The sequence below is a fragment of the Arthrobacter sp. 92 genome, from assembly GCF_050260325.1.
Lineage (GTDB): Bacteria > Actinomycetota > Actinomycetes > Actinomycetales > Micrococcaceae > Arthrobacter.
This window is the reverse complement of the sequence record NZ_CP189863.1, coordinates 1,062,411-1,077,560: the sequence shown is the minus strand read 5'-3', so window position 1 is coordinate 1,077,560 and position 15,150 is coordinate 1,062,411. Positions and strand designations below refer to the sequence as shown.

General features: G+C 66.4%; 13 protein-coding genes. 8 read left to right on the top strand and 5 right to left on the bottom strand.

What is annotated here, in order from left to right; translation table 11 throughout:
• Positions 1-157: 157 nt before the first annotated feature.
• Positions 158-1,033 carry a glycosidase gene (locus ACP4XC_RS04975; RefSeq protein ID WP_427173757.1) on the bottom strand — a complete coding sequence of 292 codons (876 nt, stop codon included), beginning with the start codon at positions 1,031-1,033 and terminating at the stop codon, positions 158-160.
• Between the two features lie 322 nt (positions 1,034-1,355).
• Between ACP4XC_RS04975 and ACP4XC_RS04970 the strand changes: the two genes are divergently transcribed.
• Together ACP4XC_RS04970 and ACP4XC_RS04965 are read left to right on the top strand one after the other, a co-directional pair.
• Complete coding sequence (locus ACP4XC_RS04970; protein WP_427173756.1) at positions 1,356-2,330, top strand: aldo/keto reductase; 975 nt, start codon at positions 1,356-1,358, stop codon at positions 2,328-2,330.
• Between the two features lie 50 nt (positions 2,331-2,380).
• Positions 2,381-2,698: a DUF6457 domain-containing protein gene (locus ACP4XC_RS04965; protein ID WP_427173755.1), complete on the top strand. Its 318-nt coding sequence runs from the start codon at positions 2,381-2,383 to the stop codon at positions 2,696-2,698.
• Positions 2,699-2,755: 57 nt separating this feature from the next.
• On the opposite strand, the gene ACP4XC_RS04960 is transcribed toward ACP4XC_RS04965, so the two are convergent.
• Together ACP4XC_RS04960 and ACP4XC_RS04955 are read right to left on the bottom strand one after the other, a co-directional pair.
• Entirely contained in the window at positions 2,756-5,056 is a 2,301-nt protein-coding gene (locus ACP4XC_RS04960) for an FdhF/YdeP family oxidoreductase (protein WP_427173754.1), read from the bottom strand.
• Between the two features lie 192 nt (positions 5,057-5,248).
• Positions 5,249-6,370: an adenosine deaminase gene (locus tag ACP4XC_RS04955; RefSeq protein ID WP_427173753.1), complete on the bottom strand. Its 1,122-nt coding sequence runs from the start codon at positions 6,368-6,370 to the stop codon at positions 5,249-5,251.
• A gap of 48 nt (positions 6,371-6,418) precedes the next feature.
• On the opposite strand from ACP4XC_RS04955, the gene ACP4XC_RS04950 reads away from it, so the two are divergent.
• Both ACP4XC_RS04950 and ACP4XC_RS04945 read left to right on the top strand, forming a co-directional pair.
• Positions 6,419-9,070 carry an ABC transporter gene (locus tag ACP4XC_RS04950; RefSeq protein ID WP_427173752.1) on the top strand — a complete coding sequence of 884 codons (2,652 nt, stop codon included), beginning with the start codon at positions 6,419-6,421 and terminating at the stop codon, positions 9,068-9,070.
• A 231-nt stretch (positions 9,071-9,301) separates the two neighbouring features.
• Positions 9,302-9,973 (top strand): transglycosylase family protein, encoded by a 672-nt coding sequence (locus ACP4XC_RS04945; protein ID WP_427173751.1) that lies wholly within the window; start codon positions 9,302-9,304, stop codon positions 9,971-9,973.
• A gap of 184 nt (positions 9,974-10,157) precedes the next feature.
• Here ACP4XC_RS04945 and ACP4XC_RS04940 read toward each other — a convergent pair whose 3' ends face one another.
• Positions 10,158-10,730 (bottom strand): hypothetical protein, encoded by a 573-nt coding sequence (locus ACP4XC_RS04940; RefSeq protein WP_427173750.1) that lies wholly within the window; start codon positions 10,728-10,730, stop codon positions 10,158-10,160.
• Positions 10,731-10,915: 185 nt separating this feature from the next.
• Here ACP4XC_RS04940 and ACP4XC_RS04935 point away from each other — a divergent pair, with 185 nt between their 5' ends.
• The 3 genes from ACP4XC_RS04935 to ACP4XC_RS04925 all read left to right on the top strand — a co-directional run bounded on the left by ACP4XC_RS04935 (position 10,916) and on the right by ACP4XC_RS04925 (position 13,384).
• The gene (locus ACP4XC_RS04935; protein WP_427173749.1) at positions 10,916-11,827 is read left to right on the top strand and encodes an MSMEG_6728 family protein; all 912 of its coding nucleotides are present in this window, start codon (positions 10,916-10,918) and stop codon (positions 11,825-11,827) included.
• Between the two features lie 20 nt (positions 11,828-11,847).
• A complete protein-coding gene (locus ACP4XC_RS04930) occupies positions 11,848-12,789 on the top strand; it encodes an NAD-dependent epimerase/dehydratase family protein (RefSeq protein WP_427173748.1) in 942 nt (313 codons plus the stop codon).
• Positions 12,790-12,913: 124 nt separating this feature from the next.
• Complete coding sequence (locus ACP4XC_RS04925) at positions 12,914-13,384, top strand: DUF1622 domain-containing protein (RefSeq protein ID WP_427173747.1); 471 nt, start codon at positions 12,914-12,916, stop codon at positions 13,382-13,384.
• Positions 13,385-13,489: 105 nt separating this feature from the next.
• Here the strand turns inward: ACP4XC_RS04925 and ACP4XC_RS04920 are convergent, their stop codons facing one another.
• Positions 13,490-14,080, bottom strand: coding sequence for a cysteine hydrolase family protein (locus tag ACP4XC_RS04920; RefSeq protein WP_427173746.1), 591 nt, complete (start codon positions 14,078-14,080; stop codon positions 13,490-13,492).
• Between the two features lie 309 nt (positions 14,081-14,389).
• Between ACP4XC_RS04920 and ACP4XC_RS04915 the strand changes: the two genes are divergently transcribed.
• On the top strand, positions 14,390-15,067 hold the full coding sequence (locus tag ACP4XC_RS04915) for a YqjF family protein (protein ID WP_427175020.1): 678 nt from the start codon (positions 14,390-14,392) through the stop codon (positions 15,065-15,067).
• Positions 15,068-15,150 lie beyond the last annotated feature (83 nt).

Here is a 15,150-nt window from a genome sequence, read left to right as displayed (position 1 = left end):
CGCCGCCTCCGCCGCCAAACCCTGATCCGACGCGGTTCTAGCGGCCTGGTTTCAGCGGCCGCAAGAACCGGGCCTTAACGACTCCAGGCAGGTGACCCTGACTGGCCCGTAGGGGCCTCTCAGGGTCAACTGCCTGGAGTCAACTGCCTGGTCGGACTCAGATCAGGGTGATGTCCCGTGTCCGGTGATCGTAGTTGAACGTGATGCGGCCACCACGGTGGTGGAGTTCATGGTTGGCACCGTCAAAAGCGCCGAAGGCGCCGTAGTTCTCGTCCCACGACCGGTTGAGCGCGATCTTGAAGTTGTAGTGCCCGGCCGGGAGATCGGCCGTGAGCTTCCACAACTGGTCTACTGCGTCGAGCTGCATCTGGGATTCGTCGTACTGCGGCGCCCAGTTCGCGGGCGCCCCGAGCAGGACATTGAAGTCGCCGGCCACTGCCACAGCCTCCGGCTGCTCGATCGTTTCCACGCTCGACGCCGGGGCGGCGGCGGGAGCGGTTTCAGCCTCCGCCGCGGGTGCCTTTGCGGCAGCTTTGCGGGTGCGTACGGCCTTGGCCACGGGGGCCACGGCGTCCTCAATCAGTTCGGCGGCCTTTTCAACCACCTTGGCCGCCTTGGACGGCGCCTTCTTCTTCGCGACGGCCTTGGGCGCAGCCTTCGCAGGCAACGCGGTGGGCACCGGCACGTCGTCCGGCACGGGGGTGCCCTCAGCAAGCGCGGTGGCGAAACTGTCAACGTCCGGGAACGCCACGGTGGCGCGCAGGCCGTCTTCGGTGATGGTCCAGCCGCTGCGACCCTTGACGAGCCACCCGGCCTTCACGAGCTTGCTCGTGGCCGTGGTCAGCGCCTTGTGTCCACGGGGGATGCCTCCGCTGAGCAGTTCACTTTCCTTCTCGTTCAGCGGGACGCGGACCGTGGCCTGGGCCAGGACAGCGCCTGCGCCGAGGGTCTCTCCTGACAGGACGCTTTCTGCAAGGATGTCGAGCACCGACTTGAGTCGAATCGTGGTGTTGTCTGCAATAGCCGTGGGCATGTTTGTCCTTTCGAGCATGTGATCACTGAGTATTTTGCCAGTGATCCGTTAATTGATGCGACCAGAAGCGTTAACAGTGCGTGTCATGACCCACTGTGACGCCGCACGCGGCTCAAGTGATTCTAGGGTGTCAGCATATTTTCAGAATTATCACGGCCTTTAGGCCCGTTGACAAACCGTTGCCCCTACGCAAGGGAACCCGCTGGGGCGCCAGGCGTTGTGGCCCCGGAACGGACCTGCTTATAGTGGCGTCCTGCCTTTAACTAAGCAACCTTCCCATGAAGCCACTCCAGTCCGACATTCCCTCGATGAGGAGATCACCATGGAAACCCGCACACTTGGCACTTTGACCGTCTCTGCCCTTGGCCTCGGCTGCATGGGCATGAGCGAGTTCTACGGCACGGGCGACGAACAGGAGTCCGCGGCCACCATCCATGCGTTCCTTGACGCCGGTGGCACACTCCTGGACACGGCGGACATGTACGGGCCGTTCACCAACGAGAAATTGGTGGGCCGGGCCATAGCCGGGCGCCGGTCCGAAGTTGTCCTTGCCACCAAGTTTGGCAATGAGCGCCGGGAGGACGGCTCCTGGGTTGGCATCAACGGCCGGCCTGAATACGTCCGCTCGGCCTGCGACGCGAGCCTGCAGCGCCTGGGGGTGGACCACATCGACCTCTACTACCAGCACCGCGTGGACAAGACAGTGCCCATCGAGGACACCGTAGGTGCCATGGCCGAACTGGTCCAGGCCGGCAAGGTCCGCCATCTGGGCCTCTCCGAGGCCAGCCCGGACACCATCCGCCGTGCCCACGCTGTCCACCCGATCACAGCGCTCCAAACGGAGTACTCCCTCTGGGAACGGGAACCGGAGACGAAGGTCTTCCCACTGCTGGCGGAGCTGGGCATCGGCTTCGTGCCCTACAGCCCGCTGGGCCGGGGTTTCCTGACCGGCCAGCTGCGCACCCCCGAGGACTTCGGGCCGGACGACTTCCGGCGCCACTCGCCCCGGTTCCAGGGGGAGAACTTCACCCGGAACCTGGAGCTGGTGGACCGCGTGAAGGAGCTGGCAGACCAAAAGAAGTGCACCCCGGCACAGCTGGCGCTGGCGTGGCTGCTGGCGCAGGGCGAGCACATCGTCCCCATCCCCGGCACTAAGAAGCGCGAACGCCTTCGGGAAAACCTTGGCGCGCTCGACGTCGAACTCTCTGACGAGGACCTCCGCCGGCTCGATGAGCTGGCCCCGGCAGGGGTTGCCGCTGGCGCACGGTACCCGCACATGGATTCGATCGACGTCTGAGACCTCCTGCCCAAAACTGAACGATCCCCACCCGCAATGAAGGAGCTGCCGTGACCGAACGCAATGAGGAAGATCTGGCTTTGGCCCAATGGAGCCGGCGGCTGGCACATGCGCTGCAAATCCTGGACCTGGAGCTTGATCACGCGCTGATTCGTCGGCTGGCCAAGGAATCCTCCGAGGCCGTCAGCGGCGATGCGGGCCCCATCAGCGCGGTGGTGGTGGGCTACGCGGCAGGATTGTCCGCCGCCAAGGGGAAGGCCAGCCCCAGCGAGGCCATCGAGTCCGCCACGGACGTGGCGCTGAAGCTCTGCGAGCACGGTGCCGACGGCGGGCCAGACAGCGAAGGCTGGGGCGGAACCGCCCAGTAGCCCAGTAGCGAATGCGCGGGCATCCCGGGTCCTTAGAAGGCCCGGGATGCGCGTTGGCTACGCGGCGCTGGGCTCCAGCCGCACAATGACGGCCTTGGACACCGGAGTGTTGCTGCCCTCGGCCACACTCTCCAACGGAACCAGCACGTTCGCTTCCGGGTAATAGGCCGCAGCGCAACCGCGGGCCGTGGGGTACGAGACCACACGGAATTTCCGGAGCACACGTTCCACGTTGTCCTCGTAGACGCCGTGGATATCCACGTGCTGACCATCGGAGAGGCCCAGTTCGGCGATGTCCTCCGGGCTCACAAAGACCACGTCGCGGCCTTTCTTGATGCCGCGGTAGCGGTCGTTGTGGCCGTAGATGGTGGTGTTGAACTGGTCGTGCGACCGCATGGACTGCAGGATCAGTGTGCCCGCCGGGCGCTCCACGTGCTCGAGGTGGTTGACGGTCAGGATGGCCTTGCCCGTGGGTGTGGGGAACGTGCGCGAATCCCGGGGCCCGTTGGGCAGCACAAAGCCGCCCTTCTGGCGGATCTTCCTGTTGTAGTCCTCGCAGCCGGCCACCACATGGGAAATGTGGTCCCGGATGAGGTCGTAGTTGCGCTCGAACCCGGCCCAGTCGGCGTCGGTTGCTTTTCCATCGAGGGTGGCGCGGGCCAGCCTCGAGATGATGGCCACCTCCGAGAGCAGGTTCGGTGCGACGGGCCTCACCGTGCCATGCGAGGCGTGGACGGCGCAGACGGTGTCCTCCACCGAGACGAACTGCGGGCCGGAGGCCTGCATGTCGATCTCGGTGCGTCCCATGGTGGGCAGGATCAGGGCTTCCTGGCCCGTCACCGTGTGGGAGCGGTTCAGCTTGGTGGAGATCTGGACTGTCATCTCAGTGTTCTCCATGGCGGCTTCGGCTGCCTGGGAGTCGGAGATGGCCCCCACCAGGTTGCCGCCGAGGCCCACGAAGACCTTGATGTCGCCGTCGCGCATCCTGCGGATGGTTTCCACGGCGTCGGCGCCGTGCTCCCGGGGTGGAGCGAAGTTGAACTCCTTGCCCAGGGCATCAAGGAAGGCTGGCGGCATCTGCTCCCAGATGCCCATGGTGCGGTCACCCTGCACATTGCTGTGGCCGCGGATGGGGGAAGCCCCGGCGCCCGGCTTGCCCATGTTTCCACGCAACAGCAGGAGGTTGATGATCTCCTTGATGGTGGCCACGCCCTTCTTGTGCTGCGTGATGCCCATGGCCCAGGTGATGATGACCTTCTCGGCCTTCAGGTAGCGGTCGGCGAGTTCGTCGATTTCCTCGCGGCGCAGCCCCGTGGCCTCAAGCACTTCGCCCTCGTCCAGTTCCGCGAGGTGCTCCTTGAGTTCCTCCAGCCCCTGGCAGTGCTCCTGGAGGAACTGGTGGTCCAGCACGGTGCCGGGGTTCCTGGCTTCGGCGTCGAGAACCCGCTTGGAGACCGCCTGCAACAGCGCCATGTCCCCGCCGAGACGGATCTGCAGGAACTGGTCCGCAATCTGCGTCCCGTGCCCCACTATGCCCTTGACCTTCTGCGGGTTCTTGTACCGCCGCAGTCCGGCCTCGGGCAGCGGGTTCACGGCAACGATCTCGGCGCCGGCTTCCTTGGCTTCCTCGAGGGCGGTGAGCATGCGCGGGTGGTTGGTGCCCGGGTTCTGCCCCATGATGATAATCAGGTCCGCCTGCGCGAAGTCGTCGTAGGAGATGGTGGCCTTGCCGATGCCGATGGTCTGGCCCATGCCCCAGCCAGAGGACTCATGGCACATGTTGGAGCAGTCCGGCAGGTTGTTGGTTCCATAAGCCCGTACGAACAACTGGTACAGGAAGGCCGCCTCGTTGGACGTGCGGCCGCTGGTGTAGAACGCGCCCTCGTCCGGGCTTGCCAGGCTTTTCAGCTTGCCGCCCAGGATGGAAAAGGCCTCGTCCCAGCTGACCGGACGGTAGTGGTCCTCCCCGGCTGGCTTGTACACGGGTTCCGTCAGCCGGCCCTGCATCCCGAGCCAGTACTCGGACATCCCCCGCAGTTCGGTGACCGTGTGCTCGGCCCAGAATTCCGAGGGGACCAGTACCGGGGTTGCTTCCCACGTGACGGCCTTGGCGCCGTTCTCGCAAAACTCAAACGCCTTGCGGTGCCCGGGGTCAGGCCACGCGCAGCTCATGCAGTCGAAGCCGTCCTTCTGGTTCAACGCCAGCAGCGTCTTGCGGGTCCGGTCAACGCCCATCTTCTCAATGGCAGGCTTCATGGAGTGGTAGACGCCGGGAAAACCCGCGGCCCAGTCCTTAGGCTTGCCCACCTCAATGTTCTTTTCGTCAGCTTCTTCCACACGAGGGGTCTTGCGGGGCATGCTGCACTCTCCTTGTTGAGAACGGGGTGTTGAGTACCGGGGCGCGGTTCGGGGCCGCACTTGTTAACTAAGTTGGCTTAGGTTCAGGATTAGCAGGTCCGGGAAGCCTCTGCAAGGACGCCGCGCGCTGCCTGCCCGCGGCCCGGGCAGGCAGCTCCGGCCCTCGCGCAGCGTGGCTCCGTTTCCCGGTACTCAGGAGTAGCCAAGTTCGGCGAGCAGTTCGGCCTTCCGTTCCTCTCCGGCGAACGAGGACCGGATGGAGTTCGACGCCAGGCGGACACGATCGAATTCCGAGAACCCCAGCACCGCTTCCAGCTGCCCGAAGTTGTCGTCCACATACCCGCCGAAGTAGGCCGGATCATCCGAATTCACGCTGACGTTCAGCCCCGCGGCGAGCATGGCCGGCAGGGGGTGGTCCGCCAATGTGTCCACGGCGCGCAGCCGCACGTTGGACAGCGGGCACACCGTCAGCGGCACGCGGTCCGCCACGAGGCGCTCCACCAGTTCCGGGTCTTCCATGCAGCGGATGCCATGATCAATTCGCTCTACGCCGAGCAGTTCCAGGGAATCGACAATGTACGACGGCGGGCCCTCCTCGCCGGCGTGCGCGATCCGGTGCAGCCCCGCCTCCGCGGCCCGCGCGAACAGCCGCTGGAACTTGGCTGGCGGGTTGCCCACCTCGGCCGAGTCCAGGCCGATCCCGGCGATGGGCGCATCCATCGCCAGCAGCTTCTCCAGCACCTCCAGCGCCGAGTCCTCCGGGAGGTCCCGCAGGAACGCCGCGATCAGCAGGCTGGTCACCCCGAACTCCTCCTCGGAGGTGGCCAGCACCGATGCCACGCCGTTTACGCATGTTTCCAGCGCCACCCCGCGGGACAGATGGGCCTGGGGATCCATCATGATCTCCGCGTGGCGCACTCCGGCGAGCGTCGCACGGGCCAGATAGGCGCGGGTCATGTCCGCGAAGTCCTGCTCCGTCTGCAGCACCGCCATGTTGGCGTAGTAGAGGTCCAGGAACGACTGCAGGTCAGAGAATTCGTACCGGGCGCGCAGCTCGTCCAGCCCGGCGTACGGCAGCTGGATCCCGTTGCGTTCGGCAAGGGCAAAGATCAGCTCCGGCTCCAGGGTCCCCTCGATGTGCAAGTGCAGCTCGGCCACCGGTAAGAGCTTGCTGGGCTTTTCCCCGGCCTCCGCGTCGGGTTGTTCCTCGGGCACTTCTTCCCCGTGACTGTCAGGGGTTTCCGGCAGCGCCTCCGCGGCCTCATCGACGGGTTTGGGCTCGATGAGTTCGGTGCCGGCGTGGTTAGTTTCCATCCGGTAAGAATAGTGCCCGGATATGCCATCGCCGCTAGAGTCAGACCAATGTCTATTGAACAGCGTGCTGATGATTTGCTCCAGCTGTCCGCCGACTTCGCCACCGACGGCTTTGTGCGGGTCCGGGGAGCGCGTGAGAACAACCTCAGAAACGTGGACGTTGACGTTCCCCGCGACGCCATCGTGGCCTTCACCGGGGTGTCAGGCTCGGGCAAGTCGTCGCTGGCCTTCGGCACCATCTACGCCGAGGCCCAGCGCCGCTATTTCGAATCGGTGGCGCCGTACGCGCGCCGCCTGATCCAACAGGGCCACAACCCCAAGGTGGAACAAATCACCGGGCTGCCTCCCGCCGTCGCGCTTCAACAGCGGCGCGGAACACCCAGCAGCCGGTCCACGGTGGGAACGGTCACCACACTTTCGAATTCGCTCCGGATGCTGTTCTCCCGCGCCGGCACCTACCCACCCGGCGTGGCGCAACTGGATTCGGACGCGTTCTCGCCCAACACCGCCGCCGGCGCCTGCCCGGTATGCCACGGACTGGGCGTGGCACACACGGTCAGCGAAACGTCCCTGGTGCCGGACACCAGCCTGAGCATCGCCGAGGGCGCCATCGCCGCGTGGCCGGGCGCGTGGCAAGGAAAGAACCTCCGGGACATCCTCAGCCACCTCGGCTACGACGTCCACACCCCCTGGCGGAAGCTCCCCAAGAAACACCGCGACTGGATCCTGTTCACCGAAGAGCAGCCCGTGGTGGAAGTAACCCCGCAGCGGGACCGCGTGGCCAAGCCCTACAAGGGCCGCTTCTGGAGCGCGAAGAGCTACGTGCTGCACACCCTGGCCGATTCCAAAAGCGACACCATGCGCCAGCGGGTCCTCCGGTTCATGGAAACAGGCCCGTGTGAGCGCTGCAGCGGAAGCGGGCTGACGCCCGAGGCGTTGGCCGTGACCTTCGCCGGACGCACCATCGCCGAGTTCAATGCCGTGCCCATGAGCGGGTTGGCGGACATCATCCGGCCCACCACCAAGCTCACGGATGCCGGGACGGCTTCGCGGTCATCCTCCTCCGGCGAGACCAACGAAATAGCCGTCACCATCACCCGGGACCTGCTGCTGCGCATCACAGTTCTCCTGGAACTGGGCCTGGGCTATCTCGCGCTGGGCCGCGCCACTCCCACGCTCTCCCCCGGCGAAATGCAGCGACTGCGCATCGCCACCCAGCTCCGTTCCGGGCTGTTCGGTGTGGTCTATGTGCTGGACGAGCCCTCCGCCGGGCTGCACCCGGCCGACGCCGAACCGCTGCAGGCCGTGCTGGAAGCCCTCAAGTCATCCGGAAATTCGGTGTTTGTGGTGGAGCACAACATGGACGTGGTTCGCCGGGCCGACTGGCTGGTGGACGTGGGACCGCGCGCCGGTGAGGGCGGCGGCGAGATACTCTACAGCGGACCCGTGGCGGGGCTGGCGGAGGTGGAGGCTTCGGTCACGCGGCCCTTCCTGTTCGCCGGCGGCTCGCTCACGGCCGGGGACACCAGCTCTGGCCACGGCTCTGCTGACGGCGGCTCGCTCACGGGCGACGGCGGCTCTGCCGGAGGTACCCGGGCGGCTTTACGCCGGGAGCCGGAGGGCTGGCTGGAGCTCAAGGGCATCAGCCGGCATAACCTGCGTCAGCTCGACGCCGACTTTCCGCTGGGCATCCTCACCGCGGTCACCGGAGTGTCCGGTTCGGGTAAGTCCACCCTGGTCAGCCAGGTGCTGGCGGAGGTGGTGGGCCGGCATTTGAAGCCGGAGGCCACGCAGGACGCCAACGAGGCCAGCACAGGGGCCAGTGGCCGCGACCCGGACGGCGCAGACGCGCTCGATGCTGACCAGCTGGCCGAACCAGTGAGCGTGGACCACGCCTCCGGGATCGTCGAGAAGATCGACCGCCTGGTTCGGGTGGACCAAAAACCGATTGGCCGCACCCCGCGTTCCAACCTCGCCACGTACACCGGCCTCTTCGACGCCGTCCGCAAGGAATTCGCCGCCACGGAAGAGGCCCGGAGACGGCGTTTCGGCGCCGGCCGTTTCTCCTTCAACGTTGCCGGCGGCCGCTGCGAGACCTGCCAGGGCGAGGGCTTCGTGGCGGTGGAACTCCTTTTCCTGCCCGGCAGCTACGGACCGTGCCCGGAATGCGGTGGCACCCGTTACAACCCCGAGACCCTTGCCGTCAGCTACCGCGGCAAGAACATCGCAGAGGTCCTGGGTTTGACGGTGGACGCCGCCGCGGAATTCCTGGCCGACGTTCCGGCGGCGGCCCGGAGCCTGCAAACCCTGCGCGACGTTGGTCTTGGCTACCTCCGCCTGGGCCAGCCCGCCACCGAGCTCTCCGGCGGCGAGGCGCAACGGATCAAGCTCGCCACCGAACTGCAGCGCGCCCGCCGCGGGCACACCCTCTACCTCCTGGACGAGCCCACCACGGGCCTGCACCCCGCGGATGTCCGGCTGCTCATGGTCCAACTGCACGGCCTGGTGGACGCCGGCAACACGGTCATTGTGGTGGAACATGAGATGGACGTGGTGGCCGCCGCGGACTGGGTGATCGATCTTGGACCTGCCGGAGGGGACGCCGGCGGCGAGATCGTGGCAGCGGGGACGCCCGCCGTCGTCGCGCGTTCACAACAAAGCCGCACCGCCCCGTACCTGAGAGCAGCCCTCGGAAACTGAGCACCCGCGCCCAGTACACCGAGTATGTATCTCGATTTGATAACGGGCAGTGACTGTCCTAGCGTGGAGACACACCCGCCACGGCGGGACGAATGCCCGGTGCCGCCACCACCACCCACTGCCCAGCCGGCGGACACCGCACACGACCTCTAGTTCGTCAGGGGCGGGCAGTGGCGCGATAACGTCCGGGGACGGACCGAGCGCAGGTGGCCCTCAGGAGCATCCACCCTCATGAAGAAATCAACACTCAGCACTGCCGCGCGCCGCGGAGTTACTCTGGCCGCCGTTTCCGCTGCGGGCCTGGCCCTCTCGGCCACCGCCGCCAACGCGGCCGCCCCCACCACTGCGGCACCCACCGCAACGAGCGCCAGCACCTGGGATTCACTCGCCCAGTGCGAGAGCGGCGGCAACTGGAGCACCAACACCGGCAACGGCTTCAGCGGCGGCCTTCAGTTCACCAACAGCACGTGGGCAGCGTACGGCGGCACGGGCTCGCCCGCGAGCGCGCCGCGCGAGCAGCAGATCGCAGTGGCCGAAAAGGTCCAGGCCAGCCAGGGCTGGGGCGCGTGGCCGGCCTGCGCCGCCCAGCTGGGCCTGAGCGGTGGCGGAGGAGCGCCTGCTCCGTCGGCTCCGGTCACCCAGGCACCCACCCAGGTCCCGGTTCAGGCCGCCCAAGCTCCTGCAGCGGCACCGGTCCAGGTCCAGTCCACCCAGCCGCGCCATGCGGCACACGTGCCCCTGAGCGGTGAGACCTACACGGTTGCGAAGGGCGACACCCTGAGCACCATCGCCGAGAAGCTGGACGTCGCCGGCGGTTGGCAGAGCCTGGCCGACGCCAATGCTGACAGCATCTCGAATCCGGACCTTGTGTTCGAGGGACAGGTCCTGCAGCTCCCTGCATAGGGCTGTCCGGCCGGTCCGCTAGTTGCCGCACAGGCAGCCGGGTCCACACCGGCTAAAGGGCAACCGCCTGGACAACCACAACGACGCCGGAGCGTTCCCTTGCGGGTTCGCTCCGGCGTCGTTGTTAATTCAGCTGTTGAGTGAGCTGCTGATTCAGTTAACCGGGACGCGGCTACAGCCTCGCTTAGGCGGCCTGCGGCAGTTCCCGTACGATCCGTACTTTCCAGGCGGAGTCGTCGCTGGTGTCGAGCAGTGCCACGGTGCCGATGGCCAGGTGCAGGGCAACCCGCTTTGCCGCAAGCAGCTCGAGGTACAGGTGCTCGTTCATGCGCGTCGGGGTGTCGATCACGAACTTCACGGCGTCGCGCACCTTGCGGTAGTTTTCACTGCGCTCACGGTGGACGTGCAGTGCCAGCAGGTCCCGCTGCCGAAGGCGCGGTTCGTGCCGGTTCAGCAATGAGACGGCCGTGTGCACACCAATCACCAGGGCGAGTGACACGGCGTAGATCCACCAGCCGGTGGACAGCAGGAACAGCGGCAGGTTTGCAATGGCAACCACGGCGATGAACAGGCGAAGGGCGAGAATGCGGCGGACGGTCAGGGCCACTGCGCCCAGGGCTGCACGAAATCCGTGCTGCTCCTTGCGGGCGGCGGCGGGGTCCAGGGTGAATTCATCGAGAACCAGGATGCCGTTAGCATCCGGGCTCAGCATCTGTCCGTACTTGGGGACGAATGGCTCTGCTGTGATGGTTGTCATGAGGTGTCTTCCGGAGCGTGGTTGTTTGCGGTGATCCTAGTGGAAAGTTTGGCGTGTTGTCGTTGCTGTCTCATCATACGGTCCGGTAGGCTACGCCGTCATCCCAGCGCCCGGGCTTTCCCGCCCCGGCTCCGCCGCCGCGTCCGGCATTTGGTCTGGAACGATCACGGCTCCACACTTGAAGGATGCAGACCTTTCTTCCCTATTCAGATTTCCAGCAGAGCGCCGCGGTCCTTGACCGCGTCCGGCTCGGCAAGCAGCGTGTCGAGGCGCTGCAAACACTGCGTGCGCTGGTGATCCCCGAGTATGGCTGGCAGTCGCACCCGGCCATCCGCATGTGGATGGGCTACGTCCCCGCACTGACGCTCTACGGCCTGGCCATGGTTGATGAATGGACCGCCCGCGGCGGCGAGGACACCACCCGCGCCAAGATCGCCGAATTCGCACCGCAGGCCACGCACGCGGCCTACGCTGACAAGATTCCCATGCCGCCGTGGCTGGGCAACCCCGAGTTCCACCTGAGCCACCAGTCTCGGCTGCTGCAGAAGGAGCCGCGCTTCTACACTGAGCTGTTCCCGGGAACCCCGGCCGACCTGGAGTACGTCTGGCCCGAGCCCAAGCACGAGTTCCTTCCGGAGGACCCTCAGGGGGACCGGCTCTGGATCCTCCGCGCCCCGGTGGGCGATCAGGATCCGCAGCAACTGGACACGGTCAGCCTGCCTGACGCGGGTCGCCGCCAGCAGGCAAACGATGACGCCGACGAATACCAGTTCGTCTATGCGGACACGGGTTCCCGCCGCCCGGCCAAGCAGCCGCGCAAGCTGCCGCCCAAGCAGCTCGTGAAGAAGCCCACCCGGAAACGCCAGGCGCAGGAGGAAGCGTTCCGCACCCTCCCGGGCAACTCGGCCGTGGCCATCCCGTTCGAGGATGGCGCCCGCTTCGCTGTGGGTCGCGTTCAGGGACGTCCCATCACTGTTGACGGCCGCTTCGCGCGGAACTTCCAGGTCACCGAGATCCTGGACCGCTCGGCGTTTGACTGCCCGGCGCTGCTTCAGGACCCCCGACTGTTCTTCCCGGTTCCCGCGCTCCAGGACTGAAGGCTGGCAGACTGGCCGGTATGACTGTTCTCCTGGCCGGCTGCGGCGATCTTGGGACCGAAGCCGGGCTGCGTTTCGCTGCCGCCGGCCAGCGTGTGGTGGGCTGGCGGCGCTCACCGGAAAAGCTACCGGCCGCCATCGAGGGCGTGGCGGCGAACTTGACCACCCCGCCGCTGCCGCCCATCCCGGCGGACACCACCGCCGTCGTGGTGGCCGTCGCGGCCGATTCCCCCGCGGAAGAGGCCTACCGCGCGGCGTACGTTGACGGCCTCGCGAACGTGTTGGACGCCATTGACCGTTCCCGAGAGCACCACGGCGTTGCGCTGCCATCGCTGCTCCGCCGCGTCCTGTTCGTCTCCTCCACTGCCGTTTATGGGGACGCCCGCGGGGGCTGGGTGGATGAACGCACGACGCCGTCGCCCGACGGGTTCTCCGGGCCCATCATCCGGGAAGCGGAGGAACTGCTGCACACCCGCTTGGCGGGTGCCGGCATCTCCCCGGTGGTGCTCAGGCTCGGCGGCATCTACGGTCCAGGCCGCACGCGCCTCATCGATCAGGTGCGCGGCGGCTCGGCCCTCATTCCGGCAGAGTCCCGGTACACCAACCGCATCCACCGGGACGACGCGGCGGCCGCGATCGTGCACCTGTGCACCATGGACGCGGAACCAGGCCCGGTCTACCTCGGCGTGGACAATGATCCCGCGGAACTCGGCGACGTCCTGCGGTTCCTGGCCGATGAGCTGGGACTCCCCCAACCGCCGTCGGAGGGTTCCGCCGGCGGTTCTGGTGCGGGGGCCGCGGGCGGCCCTAGTTCGGGGGGCGCGGGCGGCGAGCCGTCCCGCAGCGGAAACAAGCGGTGCAGCAATGCGCTTCTCCGGAGCACCGGTTTTGAATTCATCTATCCCACGTTCCGTGAGGGATACCGCGCCATTCTGGCTGGGGAGGGTGTGCGACACCCCTGAGTCGGCGCCGACATTGGCCCTTAATCTTGAACGCACGGTTTCTTCGGCCTCTTGGAACGCTTTCGAACGCTCGGGCACTTGAAACGCGCGGCCTCGTAAAACACACAGTCTCGTAAGGGGACCCATGGATTTTCAGCACATTATTGAGACGGTCGGCAGTTTCATGGACTTTGCCGGCGTCGCCATCATGGTTATCGGCGCCTTGGTGTCCGTTCCCATGGCGCTACGCGGCTACCAGCCGCGGCGCCTGCCCGAAGGCTCCGAACCGTTGACCGTCTACCGCTCCTACCGGCAGCTGCTGGGCCGCTCCATCCTGCTGGGACTGGAACTGTTGGTGGCGGCAGACATCATCCGGACCGTGGCCGTGACTCCCACCTTCGAGAGCGTGGGCGTGCTGGCAATCATCGTGCTGATCCGGACCTTCCTGAGCTTCTCGCTGGAGCTGGAAATCACCGGCCGGTGGCCCTGGCAGAAACAACCTGCCAGCACGGGAGCCCAGGCAGGCAGCGGGGCCCAGACGGGGAGCGGGGCCCCTGCTGGAAGCGGGGCCCAGTCTGGGAGCGGGGCCCCGGCCCGGGCCGCCACGGAGACCTGAGCGCTCGTACCCGCTTCTGCCATCCCGGCGGAGGCCTGCGGAGCCCTAGTTCCTGCTCGTGTTCCGTCGGCAGAAGTTCAAGCGGGTGTTTGGCGGCCCGGACTCTCAGTTCAGGCTGGGAGGCGCGGCTCCAGCGGGCGATATGGCGGAGAAGTCGACGTCGTCTGCATTGACCGTCCCCGCGCTCCGGCCGGGCGCCTTGTGATACTGCCAGTACAGGTTCGTGTGCGCAATGACCTTCTCAGGCGAAGGCGCCCCGAACTCGGAGAGATCCTCTGTGGTGTGCGCGTCACCCACCAAGGTCACGTCGTATCCGCGGGTGATCGCGCCGTGCAGAGTGGAGCGGATGCATTCGTCAGTCTGCGCGCCTGAGACAAAGACACGGCCGATGCCGTGAGCTGCGAGCGCGGACTCCAGTTCGGTGTCTTCGAAGGCGTCGGGGTACTGCTTGTGTACGAGCGGCTCGGACTCACGCCGCACCAGTTCTGGCACATACTGCCAGTTCTCGGTGCCCTTGGGCAGGTCGTCGCTGTTGTGCTGGATCCAGATCACGTCCACACCGGCGGAGCGAGCCTTGTCCACCAGGGTTGCGATGTTGGCGACCACGTTGTCCCGGCGGTACGCCTCCCCCACGACGCCCTTCTGCATGTCGATGACGAGCAATGCGGTGTTTGGCCGGTCGGCGAGCGTGGTCATGGTGCCTCCCCAGGAGTGTGTCCAGAATTATGCGGTCCTGTCCCAGTCTAGATATGGCCAAAGTGCAGTCAACTGCCCCGGTTGCCCAAGGGTTATGGACCGCCGTATCAGGGGGTGCTCAGCCCGACGAACCGGACCGGGCCGTCAAGGCCTTCTTCCCTGTCGGTGCCCTCGGTTAGGCTCGGCCCATGACCGCATGGACAACTGGTTTTATGAGCGTTGCGTCCCGTGAGCCCTGACCCGCCGGCTGCCCGCGTCAACGGTCCGGATCCGTGGCCGGAACCTCCGGAGCTGCCCGCGCCCGTGATCATGGACCAGCGTTGGATGGATGCCGTGTTCTTGCACTGGCGCATCCCTGAAGCAGCCGCGGCCCGATTTATGCCGCCTGGTGTGGTCCCTGACGAGTTCGACGGCTCCGCCTGGGTGGGGCTGATCGGATTCCGCATGCAGGGCGCAGGGCTCGGCACAGGTCCGCCTGTGCCCTACTTCGGGACCTTCAACGAGATCAACGTCCGCCTGTATTCGCGGGAGCCTGACGGGACGCGCGGAGTTGTCTTCCTGAGCCTGGATGCGTCGCGGCTTGCCGTGGTGCTCGCTGCCCGCGCCGCCGGCATTCCCTATGTGTGGTCGCGCTCCCGCTTCAGGGCCGCCCACGAAGGCAGTCCGTCCACCGGCTATTCCGTGCGGCGCTTCCGGCACGGCGCGCGCAGTGATTTCGCCGTCGAGCCCGCGTTCGACGACGTCGCCACAGCCGATCCGTTGTCGGTCCACCTCACCGCGCGCTTTGGCCTGCACACGCGCTTCCATGGCCGCACCCTCTACGTTCCCAACACGCATGCGCCGTGGCCGTTGTACCGGGCGCGGCTCACAGTCTTTGAGGACAACCTCGTGGCCGCGGCTGGCATCACGTTGTCCAGTGCACCTGAGTCGGTGCTGTTCTCCCCCGGCGTGCGGACCCAGTTTGGGCGGCCGCGGATGCTGACGTAGCGGGTAGAATCCGGAACGTTCATGAGGCAACGCGTGGCCCTTTGGACCGGGCTCCAGCCACCCGTCCTCCTAAAATGTCAGAC